This window comes from uncultured Winogradskyella sp. (assembly GCF_947501905.1).
In the GTDB taxonomy this organism is placed as follows: Bacteria; Bacteroidota; Bacteroidia; order Flavobacteriales; family Flavobacteriaceae; genus Winogradskyella.
In genome coordinates this window covers 207,283-225,076 of the sequence record NZ_CANMXL010000003.1, presented here as the reverse complement: position 1 = coordinate 225,076, position 17,794 = coordinate 207,283, and the positions used below count along the sequence as shown (strand labels likewise).

General features: G+C 34.9%; 17 protein-coding genes. 2 read left to right on the top strand and 15 right to left on the bottom strand.

Annotated elements, in window-relative coordinates:
• Positions 1-6: 6 nt before the first annotated feature.
• The gene (locus tag Q0770_RS07880; protein WP_299115748.1) at positions 7-918 is read left to right on the top strand and encodes an ABC transporter ATP-binding protein; all 912 of its coding nucleotides are present in this window, start codon (positions 7-9) and stop codon (positions 916-918) included.
• Here Q0770_RS07880 and Q0770_RS07875 read toward each other — a convergent pair whose 3' ends face one another.
• The 14 genes from Q0770_RS07875 to lepA all read right to left on the bottom strand — a co-directional run bounded on the left by Q0770_RS07875 (position 919) and on the right by lepA (position 14,093).
• A complete protein-coding gene (locus tag Q0770_RS07875) occupies positions 919-3,168 on the bottom strand; it encodes an RND family transporter (protein WP_299115746.1) in 2,250 nt (749 codons plus the stop codon).
• A 2-nt stretch (positions 3,169-3,170) separates the two neighbouring features.
• Positions 3,171-3,734: a 4'-phosphopantetheinyl transferase superfamily protein gene (locus Q0770_RS07870; RefSeq protein ID WP_299115744.1), complete on the bottom strand. Its 564-nt coding sequence runs from the start codon at positions 3,732-3,734 to the stop codon at positions 3,171-3,173.
• Positions 3,734-3,985: an acyl carrier protein gene (locus Q0770_RS07865; protein ID WP_299116464.1), complete on the bottom strand. Its 252-nt coding sequence runs from the start codon at positions 3,983-3,985 to the stop codon at positions 3,734-3,736. Before Q0770_RS07865 ends, Q0770_RS07870 begins: the two co-directional genes overlap by 1 nt.
• A 113-nt stretch (positions 3,986-4,098) precedes the next feature.
• A complete protein-coding gene (locus tag Q0770_RS07860) occupies positions 4,099-5,373 on the bottom strand; it encodes a beta-ketoacyl synthase (protein WP_299115742.1) in 1,275 nt (424 codons plus the stop codon).
• Positions 5,370-5,807, bottom strand: coding sequence for a 3-hydroxyacyl-ACP dehydratase FabZ family protein (locus Q0770_RS07855; RefSeq protein WP_299115740.1), 438 nt, complete (start codon positions 5,805-5,807; stop codon positions 5,370-5,372). Before Q0770_RS07855 ends, Q0770_RS07860 begins: the two co-directional genes overlap by 4 nt.
• Position 5,808: 1 nt before the next feature.
• Positions 5,809-6,603: an enoyl-ACP reductase gene (locus Q0770_RS07850; RefSeq protein WP_299115738.1), complete on the bottom strand. Its 795-nt coding sequence runs from the start codon at positions 6,601-6,603 to the stop codon at positions 5,809-5,811.
• Positions 6,600-7,139 carry a dihydrofolate reductase family protein gene (locus Q0770_RS07845; RefSeq protein ID WP_299115736.1) on the bottom strand — a complete coding sequence of 180 codons (540 nt, stop codon included), beginning with the start codon at positions 7,137-7,139 and terminating at the stop codon, positions 6,600-6,602. Before Q0770_RS07845 ends, Q0770_RS07850 begins: the two co-directional genes overlap by 4 nt.
• A 15-nt stretch (positions 7,140-7,154) precedes the next feature.
• Positions 7,155-8,207, bottom strand: a complete 1,053-nt coding sequence (locus Q0770_RS07840) for a type III polyketide synthase (protein WP_299115734.1) — start codon at positions 8,205-8,207, stop codon at positions 7,155-7,157.
• Positions 8,208-8,918, bottom strand: a complete 711-nt coding sequence (locus tag Q0770_RS07835) for a methyltransferase domain-containing protein (protein ID WP_299115732.1) — start codon at positions 8,916-8,918, stop codon at positions 8,208-8,210.
• Positions 8,918-10,048 carry an NAD(P)/FAD-dependent oxidoreductase gene (locus Q0770_RS07830; RefSeq protein ID WP_299115730.1) on the bottom strand — a complete coding sequence of 377 codons (1,131 nt, stop codon included), beginning with the start codon at positions 10,046-10,048 and terminating at the stop codon, positions 8,918-8,920. Before Q0770_RS07830 ends, Q0770_RS07835 begins: the two co-directional genes overlap by 1 nt.
• Positions 10,045-10,563 carry a YceI family protein gene (locus tag Q0770_RS07825; protein WP_299115728.1) on the bottom strand — a complete coding sequence of 173 codons (519 nt, stop codon included), beginning with the start codon at positions 10,561-10,563 and terminating at the stop codon, positions 10,045-10,047. The genes Q0770_RS07830 and Q0770_RS07825 overlap by 4 nt, the downstream gene beginning before the upstream one ends.
• A 108-nt stretch (positions 10,564-10,671) precedes the next feature.
• Entirely contained in the window at positions 10,672-11,121 is a 450-nt protein-coding gene (locus Q0770_RS07820; protein WP_299115726.1) for a 3-oxoacyl-ACP synthase, read from the bottom strand.
• A gap of 2 nt (positions 11,122-11,123) precedes the next feature.
• The gene (locus Q0770_RS07815) at positions 11,124-12,236 is read right to left on the bottom strand and encodes an FAD-binding oxidoreductase (protein ID WP_299115724.1); all 1,113 of its coding nucleotides are present in this window, start codon (positions 12,234-12,236) and stop codon (positions 11,124-11,126) included.
• A gap of 60 nt (positions 12,237-12,296) precedes the next feature.
• On the bottom strand, positions 12,297-14,093 hold the full coding sequence (gene lepA / locus Q0770_RS07810) for a translation elongation factor 4 (protein WP_299115722.1): 1,797 nt from the start codon (positions 14,091-14,093) through the stop codon (positions 12,297-12,299).
• A gap of 165 nt (positions 14,094-14,258) precedes the next feature.
• Between lepA and Q0770_RS07805 the strand changes: the two genes are divergently transcribed.
• A complete protein-coding gene (locus Q0770_RS07805) occupies positions 14,259-16,673 on the top strand; it encodes a TonB-dependent receptor domain-containing protein (RefSeq protein ID WP_299115720.1) in 2,415 nt (804 codons plus the stop codon).
• A gap of 2 nt (positions 16,674-16,675) precedes the next feature.
• Here Q0770_RS07805 and Q0770_RS07800 read toward each other — a convergent pair whose 3' ends face one another.
• Positions 16,676-17,788 carry a hypothetical protein gene (locus Q0770_RS07800; RefSeq protein WP_299115718.1) on the bottom strand — a complete coding sequence of 371 codons (1,113 nt, stop codon included), beginning with the start codon at positions 17,786-17,788 and terminating at the stop codon, positions 16,676-16,678.
• Between the last annotated feature and the right edge of the window lie 6 nt (positions 17,789-17,794).

The following is a 17,794-nucleotide window of genomic DNA, read 5'->3' as shown; positions in this document are numbered from 1 at the left end:
TGCAGCATGCTTCAAGTAAAAAACATCCATTTTGGTTATGATAAAACTCCCGTTTTAGAAAACATCTCCTTCTCTATTAATTCTGGTGAAAATCTAGCTGTAATAGGCGAAAGCGGTTCAGGAAAAAGCACGCTTTTAAAATTGCTTTATGGTGAGTATGATTTACTTCAAGGCGAAATTTTCTGGAAAGAACAACAAATTCTAGGGCCAAAATACAATCTCGTAATTGGTTATGATTTTATGAAATATGTAACTCAGGAATTTGATTTGATGCCTTTTATAACAGTCGAAGAAAATATTGGTAAATATCTGTCACGTTTCTATCCTGAAGAAAAACAAAAACGCACTAACGAACTCATCAAAGTTGTAGAGCTTGAAGCTTTTGCAAAAACAAAAGTCAAAAACCTCAGTGGTGGTCAAAAACAACGTGTGGCTTTAGCTCGTGCACTGGCTAAACAACCTGAAATTTTATTGCTCGACGAGCCTTTTAGTCATATTGATAATTTTAAAAAACAGTCGCTTCGTAGAAGTGTCTTCAAATACTTAAAAGATAAAAATATTGCTTGTATTGTTGCTACTCATGACAAAAGTGATGTTTTGGGATTTGCAGACAAAATGATTGTTTTGCATCATAAAAAAATCATTGCTAAAGACACGCCACAAAACTTATACAACACCCCGAAACTACCCTTAATTGCTTCTTTTTTTGAAGAATTTAATGTTATTGATGATAAAATTTACTATTCGCATCAGCTTCAAATAGTAGAAAATTCAGAATTAAAAGGTATTGTAAAAAACTCCTATTATAATGGCAATTCTTGGTTAATTGAAGTTGAGTATGACTCAAAATCTATTTTTATTGAGCATACTTCAGAAATAATCCCTAAAAGTTGTGTGTGTGTTTTACTCAACAATTGATTACCTATCAAACCTCTTCAATAAAGCCGGTAAATAAAAGATGTCCGTAATTAGAGCAATAGCAACGGTTACTGCGCAAAGCAAACCAAAATCTCTAACAGAAGGTACTGCGCTTGAGGCTATGATTAAGAAGCCTCCGACGAGTGCAATTGTGGTAGAAAATAAAGCGCTACCTGTGTAATGCATGGCGCGGTCCATGCGTTCTTCTGATGTGCCTTGAACGCGCTTACTTTTTCGGTATTTATGCACTAAGTGAATGGTATCGTCCATGGCGATTCCTAGCATAATTGGTGTAATCATAGCTGTAGATACATCCAAAGGTATATCTAATAAACTCATGAAAATGGCCAAAATAGCTAATGGTAGAATGTTTGGAATAAGCACCAAAATTGTGGTTTTGATTCGTTTTATAAAAAACCATAAGCACAGAAATGCTACAAAAAATGCGGCGAAAAATGATTTAAATTGTGTCTGTAAAATAAAGTCATTAAGCTGTGAGAATACTACTGAAAATCCGTTGATTTTTAAGCTGTATTTGTTGGTATCAAAGTTATTTCCAAAAGCCGATTTTATATCTCCCAATACCGTTTCTAACTCCGATGTTTTTATCTCTTTAACCCCAAGTGTAATGCCTGCGGTTTTGAAGTCTTCGGAATAAAGCTTAAAAAACTCACTACTATTTGAGCCAATATCCGTCAAAGTTGAATTGATTGCTTCTTTAGAAATATTGGATTGAAATAAAACTGGTGAGCGTTTTTCTAAAAACTGTTTGATGTTTACTACAGATACTGGTGCTGAAAGCAGGGCGTTTTCATTCAACACGTTTTGCAGTTTTTCTAATTGAACGATGGCCTCTCGCTCTAACATGGTTCCTTTCTTGGCAGTAATATTAAGCTGCAATCGAGAACTGCTGTTTAGTTTACTCTCAACATAACGCAAGTCTTCTTTGGCTTTTCCTTCGGCAAGCAAGTCAAGTGAATTCGTGTCAATTTGCACTTTAAAAATCGAATACAAGCCAAAAATTAGTATCAACGATGACACCACAATAATACTATTCTTATAACGAGAAGTAAACGTATTAAGCCAATTAATTGTTTTGGTTTGACTATAACGTTCTAAACTCAAAATAGGTTTAGCTGTCTTAAAATTTAAATCCATAAAACTGAAACCTATAATGGTAATAATATACACTAACACAAAGGCCATAACTAAACCAATGCAAGTAAAAACACCCATGTTTTTAAATGCAGGTAATGGCGATAAGTACAAAGCAAAATACCCAACAAACGTAGTTAAGGTCGTATAAAAACAAGGCGTGATACTTTTACGCACCGCAAGTGTCAGAAGGTCTAATTTTGAAAGATTTTCGTTGTCTATACCTTCTTTATGGTAGATATTGATAATATGAACCGCATCACTAACACTATACACCATCAAGATGGTTGGAATTAGCATCGAAATCATATTTAATGCAAAACCAAACGAAGTTATAATTCCAAATAAAATTGAAATTGGTACAGCAACACATAACAAAGACACTATTAAATACCGTTTACTCGGTAATAGAAATAACAACATTATGGTAATCACCAAAACGGTTAAAATACCAAAGACTAGACTCTCCTTATAAATACCTTTGCTATAGGCCTCGTTAAGCACAGGCGCACCTGTTAGGTAGTAGTCGTCATAATAATTTTCAATAACGACTCTGATATCTCCCGCAATAACATCACGTTTTTCTTCTATGGTTGGTGTTGGGTTTAATTGAATGTAGAAAAACAAGTTTTTATAATCTTCAGTAACTAACTGCTGTGTAATATTTGGTAATTTTTTGAATAAATTCTTTAGCCCTTTTTCACTGCGTTTGGATGTATATAAATCATCAAAAAGTAAATTGTTGTTTGCGTAAATAGGATACTTTGCCTCAGCTAAACTAAATGATGTTTTGACATACCAAAGCGAATCTAGTGCGGCATGTAATTTTTTAAGCTGGATTATATTCGATGCTTCAAGAGCGTTTTCAACAGGAATCATCCCAACAAAAATCTCGTCAGAACCAAAACGCTCTTGGTAATCGATATATGCTCTGTAACTTGGGTCATCTTCCAAAAACCAAATACTCAACGAGTTATCAACGCTTAATTTGTTAAGTGTTTGATATCCAGAAAACCCCATAGCTACTACCAAAACAGTTATAATTACTATTCTGAATTTGATAATCGTCGCTATGATTTTTCTTAATTTTTTCATTTTTAAGCTATTGCAAAAGCACCAAAATTACCATGATGAGTTAAGCTTATGTGCATTTTATTATCATTAACCACTAAAGCAGGAATCCCATAATCGTCCTTTTTTAACTCTAGCTTGCCTTCTATAATATGATGTAGTTTTGAAGCAGATAAAATCAGTTTCCTCCTCAAAATTTCACTTTGATTGTTTATCCTCAGAGAATTGAATTTAACGATTTCAGAGCTCAATTTTGATGGTTTTAGGGAGGCTTCAGAGATTATGTAATCTGATGTGGTTTTAGTTTCTGTATAGCAACTAAAGTTTTTAAATTTTACTACACCTGCATCATTTTCAATAAAACATTTAAACTGTCTTGGTGCATAAAATCGATTCGGGTTTAACTGAATGCATAATTTATACGCAGCTTCTTTCATACTCCATAAGCGCCAAACCATTTCAGTTTTATCCTTTGAATTATGAATCAAATACTGCTCATTAATCGTGAAAATTTTATCTAAAAAACGAGGTCGTTGCCAGTTAGAGTCTTTTTTAGCTTGGGCGATATCTACAATATCATTACCAACCATTAGCCAGCTAACTTTGTGTTTACAATAGCCATAGCAGATTTTACATCGAGCATTTTTTCCATGTCTTCATTTTCTAATCGGATATCAAATTCGTCTTCAATATCTAGAATGATATCTACCAAATTGGCGGAGTTAATCTTCAAATCTTTTACAAAATCTGTGTCTTCAGAAAGGTTTTTGAATGCCTCTTCATCTTGTATATAAGGTGATACAATCGCTTTTAATTTGGCAATTAATTCTTGGTTAGTCATCATGTAGTTTTATAATGTAAAGTTACGCTATATATCGCTTAAATAATACTTCGACAAGCTCAGTATGGCAAAAAAGTCCTAACAGTCAATCTGAGCTTGTCGAAGATGGTCAATTACTCTTGATATTTCTTAAAAATCACACAGGCATTGACATCACCAAAGCCAAAACTTGCTTTTGCAATGGTATTAAAGTTTAAATCTATTTTTTCTGTCGGAATGTGTTCTGACGCAACAAGTTTCTCTATTTCTGGGTGTAAGTCTTCGCAATTAATATTTGGAGAAACAAACTGCTCATTTAGTTGAATAACACTCGCCACACTCTCAATAGCGCCAGCTGCTGCTAAACAGTGTCCAACCATGGATTTAGTAGCGTTTAAATATGGAAAATCTTTTCCGTCTCTGTTTAGTGCCTTCGACCAATTTTCGATTTCTAAAGCATCTTTAGAAGTTGCTGTGAGATGTCCATTAATAACTTCAATCTCACTTGCATTTATGCCTGAATTTTCAATTGCCTTTTTGATACAACGTTGAACAGCTTCAGCGTTTGGCGCAGTTAATGTTCCGCCTTGCCGTTGGCCTCCAGAATTGATTTCGCCTCCTAAAACCTCAGCATAAATTTTTGCGCCACGTTCTAAAGCACTGTCGAGTGATTCTAAAACCAATGCACCAGCACCACTTCCGGGTACAAATCCAGAAGCTGTTGCACTCATTGGTCGAGAGCCTTGCTTTGGCGAATCATTGTGCTTGTAGGTCATGACACGCATAGCATCAAATCCTCCCCAAACATAAGGTCCGTGGTCACTACAACTACCAACTAACATGCGCTTCGCATTTCCGTTTTGGATGCGCTCAAAGCCCATTAAAATCGCTTCTGTTCCTGTTGTGCAAGCCGAAGAATTTGTTGTGACTTGATTTCCTAAACCTAACATCCCGCTTAAATATGCACTTACACCACTTGCCATGGTTTGTAAAACAACGGTGCTTCCTAATCGTCTTACATTACCTTCATCTAGTTTATAAATCGCTTCACGAAATTTCTCAACACCAGATGTGCCTGTTCCGAAAATAAGTCCTGTCTGGTAATCTAATTTACTATCTGGATTCGTATCGAAACCTGCATCTTTCCATGCATCAATGCCTGCAATACAACCGTATAAAATGCCAGAACTATTAAAACCTCGTAATTGTAAATCGGTGAAATATTTAGACTTTAAGTCGTCTGAAATATTTGGAATTCCTCCTATTTGGCAAGAGAAGTTTAAGTCCTTTAATTCTTGATGAAACATAATGCCAGACTTGCCTTGTTTTAAAGATTCCGTAAAGTCTGAAACACCAACACCGTTTGGTGCAACTACGCCTAATCCTGTTATGACAACTCTTTTTTTCATGCTTTCATCATTCCTGAAATTAGCCCTTTTGCTACCAATTCGCCTTTTTCATTGAACATTTTTACTTTGCACTTTAATTTGTTAAATCGAAACACTTTTTTTTCTGAAATCACCGTCACTTTTTCTTCTGGAAAAACAGGTAAATAAAAATCCATTTGGTGTGCCGTTAATGCGATTTTTGGTAGATTCTCTGAATTCAACTCGTCTTTTAATAAATAAATACCCAAACACACCAAACCTATTTGCGCCATACATTCTGTGAGAATTACGCCAGGCGTTATTGGGTTGTTTTTAAAGTGCCCTTCGTAGAAGGTTTCGTTCTTTTGGAATGTGTAATGTCCTGTTATGCCTTCTTCAGAAATAGTATTAATACCATCCACAAACAAAAATGGTTTTTGGTAAGGTAATAGTGTTATGATTTTTGATACAGTCATTCTAACTTAAGTGTTCTCCGCCATCCACAGGGATAATCGTTCCTGTAATCCAAGCGGCTTCATCTTTACTTAATAAATAAACAGCATCTGCCACATATTCTGGTAATGTTAATCGTTTATTTGGGTTTCGCTCTAAGCTGTGTTCGATAATTTTTTCACTTCCAGGAATCATACGTAACGATAATGTATCCGTCACACCTGCTTGTATGCAATTGGCTTTAATTCCAAATGGCGCAAACTCTAAAGCTATATTTCGTGTAATCGCCTCAAGTGTGACTTTAGCTGCCGAAACTGCGGCATAATTTTGCCATGCTTTACTATTCCCTTCACTTGTAAAACTTATAATTCTTGAGTCCTCCGCGAATAAATCAGCCTCAAAAAGCGCTTTTGTCCAATCGTATAAACTAATACCCATCGCATTAATAGTTAATGCAAAATCATCATGCTTTAAAACTGGGTTTTCATCCGAAACCATAGGTTTTAGATTTCCTTTGGCAACGCTATGAACTAGAGTTCTTATTTTGTGTTTTGTTCCGAATTCAGTTTTTAGGGTATCAATAATAACTTCAATCTTTTCAGGTTTAAAAGCGTCGGTATTAAAGGATTTGAATTCTATACCTTCTTGTTTTATGGTTTCAAATTCAGCTTGAATTTCATCTTCTTGCATTCGAGAGTTACGATGAACAATACAGATGTTAATACCATGTTTGGCTAGTTTTTTTGCCGTCGCTAAACCTAAGCCAGAACTGCCGCCAAGTATTAATGCCCAATAGTTTTTATTTTGAAATTCTTTCATTTCTTTATTTCATATGTTATTTCAACCATTCCGTCTGAAAATGAAGTCACGTCCTTAAGATGTAAATGCTTTTCTGTATTTACATAATCGAAAAACAAAACACCATCACCCAAAATAATTGGTACAATTGTCATGACTATCTCATCGACCAAATCAGCTTTAATGAATGATTTTGTAAGCTTTGAGCCTCCTGCAACCCAAATATTTTGATGCTTTATACTTAGTTTATCTTTAATTAAGGTTTGTAAATCCCCCGAATAAAATTCAATATTATTTCTTTCTGACTTTAAATGTCTATTCGTAATTACAAAAACTGGTTTTTCTCCATAAGGCCAACCTAATTTTAATGTGTCCTCATATGTCTTTGAGCCCATGACATAACAATCAATTGATTTTAAAAACTCTTCAATAAAATCATTGGAAAGGACTTTGCCTTTTAGGTAAGTATCTTTTGAATGCATCCATTGAACATCACCATCTCTTTTGGCTATAAAACCATCTAAACTTGATACCATATGTAATGTTACTCTCGACATCTTTTCGTTATTTAATTACCACTCTAATAAAACACGTTGTGCCGAAAAACCGGGTCCAAAGCTGAGCATGATACCTCTGTCGCCTTTAGGTAAATCTCTATCCATAAAACGTTCTAAAACATATAAAACTGTTGCGCTACTCATATTACCATACAATCGTAATACCTCCTTAGTATCATCTATATTCTTACCTAAATCTCCGAATAAGTCTTCGACGGTTTGTACAATTTTCTTTCCTCCTGGATGAAACACCAAGTGGTCAATATCTTCAATAGTTAAATTATTTTGCTCTAAAAATGGATGAATAATTTTTGGAAAATGGTCAGCAATAGTTTGGGGCACGCTTTGGTCTAAAACCATTTGTAAGCCCGTATTTCTGAGCTTGAAGCCCATCATGTGACTAGCATCATAAAAATGATACATCGCTTCGTCTTTAATTTCTGGTCCAACCTCATCTTTATACGACGATAAAATCACACTTGCGCATCCATCTCCAAAAATAGCAGCACTGACAATGTTTACCATGGAATAATCTTCTAACTGAAATGTTGCTGTTGGGGATTCTACCGCAATCACAGCGGCACGTTTGTTTGGGTTTGCTTTTAGAAAATTCTTCGCATAAATAATACCTGAAACACCTGCAGCACAACCCATCTCAGTCACTGGTAAACGTACGATATCCTGCTTCATCTTTAGGTTGTTAATCAAATAAGCGTCTAATGACGGAATCATAATACCAGTACAACTTACGGTAATGATATAGTCGATGTCTGTTGGCTTTAGACGTGCCTTATCCAAAGCTTTCACCAAGCTTTTTTCAGCTAGTTTTACACTTTCTCTAACGTAAATATCATTTTTTTCTTCAAAAGAAGTGTTCAAAAAAACGTCTTCGGCATCCATTATAGAGTAACGTTTATCTACGGCAGCATTCTCAAAAATCTTAAGTACTTTTCGTTTAAATCGGTCTTCTTGACCATCAAGCCACGCTTCAACAAAAGGTAAAATGTCTTTTGTTTCTCTAGTATATTGAGGCAACTGTTTAGCTACCGATGTAATTCTTACAGCCATCTAATTTTTAATTAACCACTGGTAACGGAATGCCCATTTCCAACGGATTTCTGATTTGAGGTTTAACTTTTGAGTTAGATGTTCTAAATCTTTTCTTTTAAAAGCTCGTAATATGGAAGTTAACCCATCTTCGACTATCATTTGATTAGAAATTACTAAACTTAATAATTTAAAAAGACCATAAGCCATTTCACTTCTATGTAAGTCGTTAATAACCAATCCTAATTTCGCTTTGCTTGATAATTGTTTTAATAGTACTTCTAATTCTTCGGTTTTGAAATGATGCAAAAACAAGGTAGCTAAAGCAATATCGTAATCTAATTCTTTAAATTCTTCGGAGAAAATGTCTTTATTCTCGAATGATAATTCTGGGTAATCCGCAGACAATTCAGCAGCATAGTCAATAGCATCTTGGTTTGCATCAATTCCTATTAACTCGAACTTATAATCTTCGCGCCGACCATAATCTGCAATTAACCTTAAAATATCGCCATGTCCACAGCCCAAGTCAACAATTTTATAGATTCTGTCCTTGGGTTGACCTTGAAGTATTTTCTTTACACCATTGAGCGTTACACGGTTTCCGCCTAGCCATTTATTGATATTTCCCAACTTATCTAGAGTATCACGAAGCAATTCGCCTTTCATAGAAAAGTCATCCATGATTTCGGTTTTGTTGCTTCGATATGTAGTATCAACGAATAATGGCATTATACTTTCATGGGTTTACCGTGCGTCATTTTAATGATTTGTGGTGCCAAAAACGGAAACCACCTCAGGAACACCAAAAGCTTTGGCGCTAACCAATCTTTACGAAATAAATAGGCGATAACATGACCCGCTTTAAGCCTAAAACTGAATGTTTTCTTCCAGCGTCTGACATACTCTTTTTCTAATTCTTCTCGTGTTTTAATTTTTCCTTTAAGGTAGTCAATTATGAGTAGGGATGCTAATTGAGAGCTTCTTATAGCCATTCCCATTCCATTTCCACACAAAGGATGAATCATCCCTGCTGAATCCCCACACATAATCATATGGTTTTCTATAGGCTCCTTGGTTTCGAATGAGATCTGACTTATGGTCAATGGGGTTTCAAATTGCGGTTTTGAATTTTTGAATACCTCATTTAAAGCAGCATTTTTAAATAACACGTCTTCCTGAAAAGCCTCGATATTTTTATACTTTTTGAAAGCTTCATAATTCGTAATGTAACACAAGTTGATGCTGCCATTCTCCACTTTTGATACACCGCAATAACCGCCTTTGAAGTTATGAAGGGCTACTTTATCTTCTGGGAATTGCCCAGAAACATGAATTTTCACACCCAAATACGGTGATTTTTTTTGGATGAATTTTCGTTGGAATTTGACATCTAAATTAGAACGTTTTCCGAACGCTCCGAGGACTATCTTTGCTTGTAAATCTGTGTTTGATTTGGTTTCTATATGAAACACATCATTCTTAAAAACAACATCTATAACAGTGTCTTGAAGAACTTCTACCTCATTTTTAAGCGCTAATTGATACAATTGAAAATCCATTTCGTATCGACTCATCCCAAATCCGCCTAGTGGCAATTTGGTATTAATGCTTTTGTTATTGTGCGTCGTTAATTGAAACTCTGAAATGCGTTTAGCTCCAAAACCGAAGGGGTTAAAGCCTATAGAATAGAGATATGGTAATACTTCGTTAGAAACATATTCCCCGCAAACTTTATGTTTTGGATAGCTGTTTTTCTCAATCAATAAAACCCTGATGCCTTCTTTCGATAGATGAATTGCGCTCGTTAACCCGGCTAAACCGCCACCAATAACAATAACATCTACCTCGGATTTATTCATTGCTTTTTCTCTATATGAATGACTTTTAATTTCACCGTTTTACTCATAATAAAACTACCACCGCCAACGTTAAAATCGCGTCGATTAATTTCGAAATTAGAGCTTAGTTTTCTTTGAGTTTCTAAGTTTTCATATTTTACAGGAATAGTAATTTGTTTGGTTTTTCCCTTGATGGTAAGATTGGCCTTAATCTTATATTCCGAACTTGAAACTTTACGTATTGAAGTGCTTTTTAGTTTGATAAAAGGAAATTTTGAAGTGTGAAAGTATTCCTCTTCTAGAAGATGTTCGTCTCTACTTTCGATTCCTGTTTTAATCGACTTTACTTTTATTTCGCCTTCTAGTTTTTTTAGCTGACCAGATGCATCGAATTTTGTGGTTATCGAAAATGTATCAAAATGCCCATCTACGTTAACACCTAAATTTCGGATGGTGAAATCTATAGAAGGTGTATTCTGAGCAGAGGCATTAATCGCCAAACACAAAAGCAACGTGAATATTAAACGTATTCTCATAACTATTTTTTAGTGTGAAGTTATGACAATATTTTATAGACTCATAAGAGAAAAACGACAAATCAATATACAGAGTAGAAATAACCTGCTAAGAAATACACTTTTATTTTAGTAAACCTCTGTAATTGTAAATTGTTGCGCCCTAAACCTAATACTATTACCGACCTGTTTAGAGAGTAGTAATTGCCCAATGGGTGTTGCAGGAGAAATGGCATAAAACCATTCGTTATTACATTTAAGTTCACCACCACTTACACTAATAAAATAATTAGCTCCCGATGTTTTTACAATGCTTCCTAAAGCTACTATTTGATGTTTTTGTTCTGGATTGATTTTGCGTAGTAACTCTTGTTGTTTTTGAAGTTCTGCCAATTGTTGTCCTGCTTTCTCTCGTTCCAATTGTAGCATGGCTCTTCCGGTTTCGTGCTTGTCGCCAGCTGTGCTTTTAGTTTCAGATTGCAATGAATTTTGGATATCTGCGATTTTATTTTTAATGACTTCTAAACGCTGGTTGAGCTGCTCTTGGCATTGGTTGTATAGGTTTTGTTTTAATTCCATATTTATACCAAATCTGCCAAACCTTTACCAATTATGCTTCCAATAGCAACTCCCATTCCACCCAATCTTACGCCACAAAATATATTATTACTTAGTTGCTTTACGATTGGCTTTTTTTGCTGACCAACACCCATAATGCCAGACCAATAGTGGTTGATTTTCACTTCTTTATTTGGTAAAATAGTCGTTTTTAAAAGTTCTTCAAGTTTGTTTTTTACCAATTGGGTTTGTCCAAATTCAGAAGTTTCTTCGGTTTTAAAATCGAGATTTCGTCCACCCCCAAAGAGGATTCGGTTATCAATATTTCTGAAATAATAATAACCTTTATCTAAGTGAAAAGTGCCCTTAATGTTTAAGTTTTCGATAGGTTCTGTGATTAAAACTTGGGCGCGAGCAGGTTTAACGTTTTCGTCTAATAATTTTGAAGCAAAACCATTTGTAGCAATTAGTAATTTCTTAGTTGAAAACTCGAAATGATTCGTTTTTATTTTGACTGAATTGACATCTTCTGAAAACGATAAAACCTCAATGGCATTCAATATTTTAATACCACTTTGATAGGCTTTCTGAAGCAATGCCTCCATCATTTTACCTGTATCAATTTGCCCTTCAAACTGGTTAAGTCCGTATTTATCTTGAATATTTTGAAAGCCAAACTGATTGTCCTTAAAACTAAAAACTTCAGTTTGAAAAATAGGTTTTAGTAAATCATTAATTTCATCTTTTCGGCTTAAGCATTCCTCGTAAAGCGATTTATGGTCTTTGGTAAATAATTCATAACCGCCGAGTTCTTGATAATCAATATTTGAATCACCGAGTGTTTGTCTCAATAATTGTAAACCATCAACGCGTTGCCTTACCAAATCTATAACATCTACTTCGGTATGTGTTTTTAAGTCCTCAATCAATTCGCTTAAACTCCCAAAACAGGCAAAACCTGCATTTTTAGTGCTTGCACCTTGAGGTAAAACCCCTTTTTCGAGAATTAAAATTTTAGCCTTTGGATGTTTTTGTCGCAACTGTAACGCACAATTGAGTCCAACAATGCCACTTCCAACTATTGTGAAATCTACATTTGCTAGCCAAGATTTTATTTCCCAGTAACTTAAGTTCATCTTATAAAAAAGCCTCTAAAGATAGAGGCTTCAAAGTATAAAATATATTTTAGTTAATGGCTAGTCATTCAACTTTAAAACCGCCATAAATGCTTGTTGTGGTATTTCTACATTTCCAACTTGACGCATACGTTTCTTTCCTTTTTTCTGCTTTTCTAAAAGTTTACGCTTACGAGAAATATCCCCACCGTAACATTTTGCGGTTACATCTTTACGGAGTGCTTTCACAGTTTCACGCGCAATAATTTTTGCGCCAATGGCAGCCTGAATAGGAATATCGAACTGTTGTCTTGGTATTAATTCTTTTAGTTTTTCGCACATTTTCTTACCAATAGTATGCGCATTATCTGCGTGAATTAATGCAGAAAGCGCATCTACAGGCTGAGCATTTAATAGTACATCTAAACGCACTAATTTAGACACCTTCATACCAATAGGCGAATAGTCAAATGAGGCATATCCTTTAGAAACTGTTTTTAATCTATCGTAAAAATCGAAAACAATTTCGGCTAATGGCATTTCAAAAATCAGCTCAACACGTTCAGTGGTTAAATAGGTCTGATTCATTATCATACCACGTTTTTCGATACACAAACTCATAACGTTACCCACAAAATCGGCCTTGGTAATAATCGTTGCTTTTATATAAGGTTCTTCTACACGATTTACGGTTGTAGTTTCTGGTAAATCACTTGGATTATTAACTATAAAAGGAACATCTGGTTCTTTATTTGTGTATGCATGATAAGACACGTTAGGTACTGTTGTAATCACCGTCATATCAAACTCACGCTCTAAACGTTCTTGGATAATTTCCATATGTAACATGCCCAAGAACCCACATCGAAAACCAAAACCTAATGCCGCGGAGCTCTCTGGTTGAAAGACCAATGAGGCATCATTAAGTTGTAATTTTTCCATCGAGTTACGAAGCTCTTCGTAATCTTCTGTATCTACCGGATAAATCCCGGCAAAAACCATAGGTTTTACATCTTCAAAGCCTTCGACAATGTTTGTTGTTGGGTTTGCAAAATCTGTGATTGTATCCCCTACTTTTACCTCTTTTGCTGTTTTAATTCCTGTGATTAAATACCCAACATCTCCTGCTTTTACACTTTGCTTAGGAATTTGATTTAGTTTTAATGTTCCTACCTCATCGGCAAAATATTCTTTATCGGTAGCAACAAACTTAATTTTCTGACCTTTTTTTATTTCACCATTAAAAACCCTAAAATAGGTTTCAATGCCTCTAAAGGTATTGTAAACCGAATCAAAAATTAAGGCCTGTAAAGGTGCTTTAGGGTCGCCTTTTGGTGCTGGAATGCGTTCAATAATAGCTTGTAAAATATCATCTACACCAAAACCTGTTTTTCCACTAGCATGAATCACTTCTTCTGAGTCGCAACCTAACAAATCTACAATATCATCTGTGACTTCTTCTGGGTTTGCACTTGGTAAATCGACTTTATTTAAAACGGGAATAATTTCTAAATCATTCTCTAAGGCTAAATATAAATTAGAAATGGTTTGTGCTTGTATGCTTTGAGCAGCGTCAACAATTAGTAGTGCGCCTTCACATGCAGCAATAGAACGTGACACTTCGTATGAAAAATCTACGTGGCCAGGTGTGTCAATAAGATTTAATACGTACTCTTGGCCTTTAAAAACATACTCCATTTGTATGGCGTGCGACTTAATGGTGATACCACGTTCTCGCTCCAAATCCATACTGTCCAACAACTGATCTTGCTTCTCGCGCGCTGTAACAGCGCCTGTATAATCTAACAGACGATCTGCCAAAGTACTCTTTCCATGATCTATGTGCGCAATGATGCAAAAATTTCGGATGTGCTTCATGTAATTCTTTCTTAAGCAATTTTGATTTGCAAATATAATTCTTTTATAATCCTCTAGCCTATCAAAAGTTATAAGAAAATCACTGTTAACTGCCTATTTTCTTCGTTTTAAAGTAAAAAACTATTTATATATTGTGAACCACAACTAACTAAAATGTCAATCAGATTGAAGCCCCTAATTTCTGCTGTCCTTTTAATGTTCAGCTTTTTTGCATTCTCACAAGAGTTTACCCTGACTGGTAAAGTCGTTGATGAGCAAGAACAACCATTGTCATATGTGAATATCCTTATAGCAAAATCAGTAGTCGAGCCTATTGAAATTAGTAGTGGTTTCAGACAACCAAAAGGGACTGCAACTAATGATGATGGTACTTTTTCTTTTGGTAATCTTGAGCCTGGAACGTATAAAATATCAGCAAGTTTTATAGGTTACAAAACCTATAGTGAAATAATAAAAATTGAAGAAAATAAAAACCTACCAACAATTCTTCTTAAAGAAGATTCTGAAGCTTTAGACACTGTAACCATTACTGCGAAACGCCCAACTATCACAAGAAAACCTGATCGTTTAACTTTTAATATAGAAAATACCGCACTTACTGAAGGTTCAACACTCCAGGTATTAAAAAGTACACCTGGCGTTATCGTTTCCGAAGGAAGCATTAATATTAAGAGTTCACCTGCTACGGTTTTTATTAATAATCGTCGCGTACAATTAACTTCGGATGAGTTGATTCAGCTATTAGAAAGCGCACCTGCAAATAGTATAAAATCAGTTGATGTTATTACAAATCCACCTGCAAGTTATGATGCCGATAGTGGTTCTGTTATAAATATTATTATGAGTAAAAACCTCGTGACCGGCTATCGAGGAAGTGTTGCTACCAATTATACTCAAGGTGTTTTTCCTAGATATAATGGCGCTACGAGTCATTATTTTAAGAATAATAAAATCAACCTTAATGTTAATTACAGTTATACCAAACAGAAAATTAATAGAGAAGAAGAAAATAGTATCGACTATTTTGATACCACGGGAAATATTGACCAAATTTGGGATTCTGACATTGACCGAAACACAAAATCCGAAACACACAATGCTAATCTAAATTTTGATTATTATTTAAGCAAAAAAACAACACTGAGCATAACGTCAACAGCATTATTTACGCCATATTTTAAATATAGAATCTCAAATAACACTGACATTAACAACGCTAATTCTGCCTTTTTAGAAAACTTTACAGCTAATAACTTATCACGGGATGATAAATTTAATTTAGGTACCGACTTAAATTTAAGAACTGAGTTTGATCGTGGTAGCAGCTTATCTTTTAATGCACATTATACCACTTACACATACAATCGCGACCAGAATGTGTTTCAGGACAATCAAAATAATCCAGACTCTGAATTTAAGACAATAGCAAATCAGGATACAGAAATATACACAGCCAAAGCTGATTATAGCTTGCCTATAAGCGAAAGTTCCTCATTTGATACCGGTGTGAAATTATCAAATATTAAAACTGAAAGCGACATTACCCGACTAGATATTATTAACGGTTCTGAAGTAATAAATACAGCTAATAGTAATGCCTTTGATTATGACGAAAATATCTTTGGTGCTTATGTCAATTACAGTAAGTCATGGGATAAATGGGATATCGCTTTAGGCGTAAGAGCAGAGCAAACAGATGTTGATGGTTTTTCACCAACTCTAAATCAAACCAATACGCAAGACTATTTTGAGTGGTTTCCAAACGCAAGTATTTCTCATAACTTTTCAGATAATTTTAGTTTATACGGCAATTACAAACGTAGTATAACACGACCAAGTTACGCCAACTTAAACCCGTTTACTTTCTTTATAAACGAAAACACCACAGTTGAAGGAAATCCGGCTTTACAGCCTACTTTTCAGGACCATTTTGTTGTGGGAACAAACTTTTTAGAGCACTTTACAATTGAAGCCTATTACATAAATTACGATGGGGCTATTAATGAAATTCCTCGTCAAGATAACACTACAAATATCTTGGCTTATACGCCTGTAAACCTTGATAAAACTATAGATTTTGGATTTGACTTTGCGTTAGATGTTAACCCTACGGATAAGTGGAATTTATATTTTGTGACTTCTTTTTATAATATCACTGAAGAAAATGGTTTTGGTACTGATAAGATTGAGCTAGACCAATGGTCTAACTATAGTGTTCTTGCTAATAATTTGTCGCTTTTAGAAGACAATAGTTTGAATGTAAACTTTACTCTAACTTGGGTTGGTAAAAATCTTCAAGGACTTCAAGTTGTTGAAGACCGATTAGTTTCAGAATTAAGTGTCACTAAAAGCATCTTTAAAAAGCAAGGTACATTGTCTTTGTCTATAGAAGATATGTTTAATGAGCAAGATTACAGAATCAGCACTCGATACTCTAACCAGTCGAGTAGACAATTTACTAATTGGGATAATCGTTTTGTAAGATTAGGCTTCCGATATAAATTTGGTAATACTAAATTAAACACCAATGAGCGCGCTACTAATGCTGAAGAACGCGATAGAATTAAAGATTTACAATAAGTTTAGTCTTGCCACTCAGCTATAAACAAATTGGTATCTCTACCGCCACCGTTATTGCGGTTAGATGAAAACGCTAAATATTTACCATCGTTAGAAAATACAGGGAAAGCGTCAAAAGTTTCACCATGTGTGATACGCTTAAGGTTCTTTCCGTCAGTGTCAATCATATATAAATTAAAAGGAAAACCTCGCTCTGCTTCAAAGTTTGAAGAGAATAATACCTTATCTCCACTTGGTAAAAAGAATGGGCTCCAATTAGCATTTCCTAAGTCGGTTAACTGTCTAAGATTACTACCATCAGCATTACAAATGTAAAGTTCCATCTCAGTTGGCTCTACTAAACCTTCGGCTAATAAATCTTTATAGTCTTTAATCTCTTTTTCTGTTTTAGGACGTGATGATCGGAAAATTAATTGACTTCCATCTGGCGAAAAGAAAGCACCACCATCATAACCTAATTCATTTGTAATTTGCTTAACATCACTTCCGTCTATATTCATAGTGTATAATTCCAAATCGCCACTTCGGGTTGATGTAAATACAATTTTATCTCCTTTTGGTGATACGGTTGGTTCGGCATCGTAACCAATTTCATTAGTTAATTGCTTAACTATATTACCTTCTAAATCAGCAACAAAAATATCGTAGCTATCGTAGATTGGCCAGATGTATTTTCCGTTTTTACGTAACGGTGTGTCTGGGCATTCGTCCTGTTCTAAATGTGTTGATGCATAAATAATATGCTTGTTATCTGGCAGAAAATAAGCGCATGTTGTGCGTCCTTTTCCTGTACTAATCATTGGAGGCACTTTGTCTTTAAATGTTTCATCGACATCCATTAAAAACATTTGGTCGCAACCTACATTCCAAGCGGCGTTGTTAGACTGAAACACCAATTGTTTGTCATCAAAACTCCAATAGGCTTCGGCATTATCACCGCCAAATGTCACTTGTCTTAAAGATTTAAAATGAACCTCTTCAGGATATATTAAAGAATCATTAGTAACCGTAGTTTCGTTATTAACTTTCTCTTGAGGCTTATCGCCTTTATTGGTTTCATTCTTACATGAAAAAACTGAAAAACAAACTAAAAGAATAACAACTAACTTCCTCATAACTAT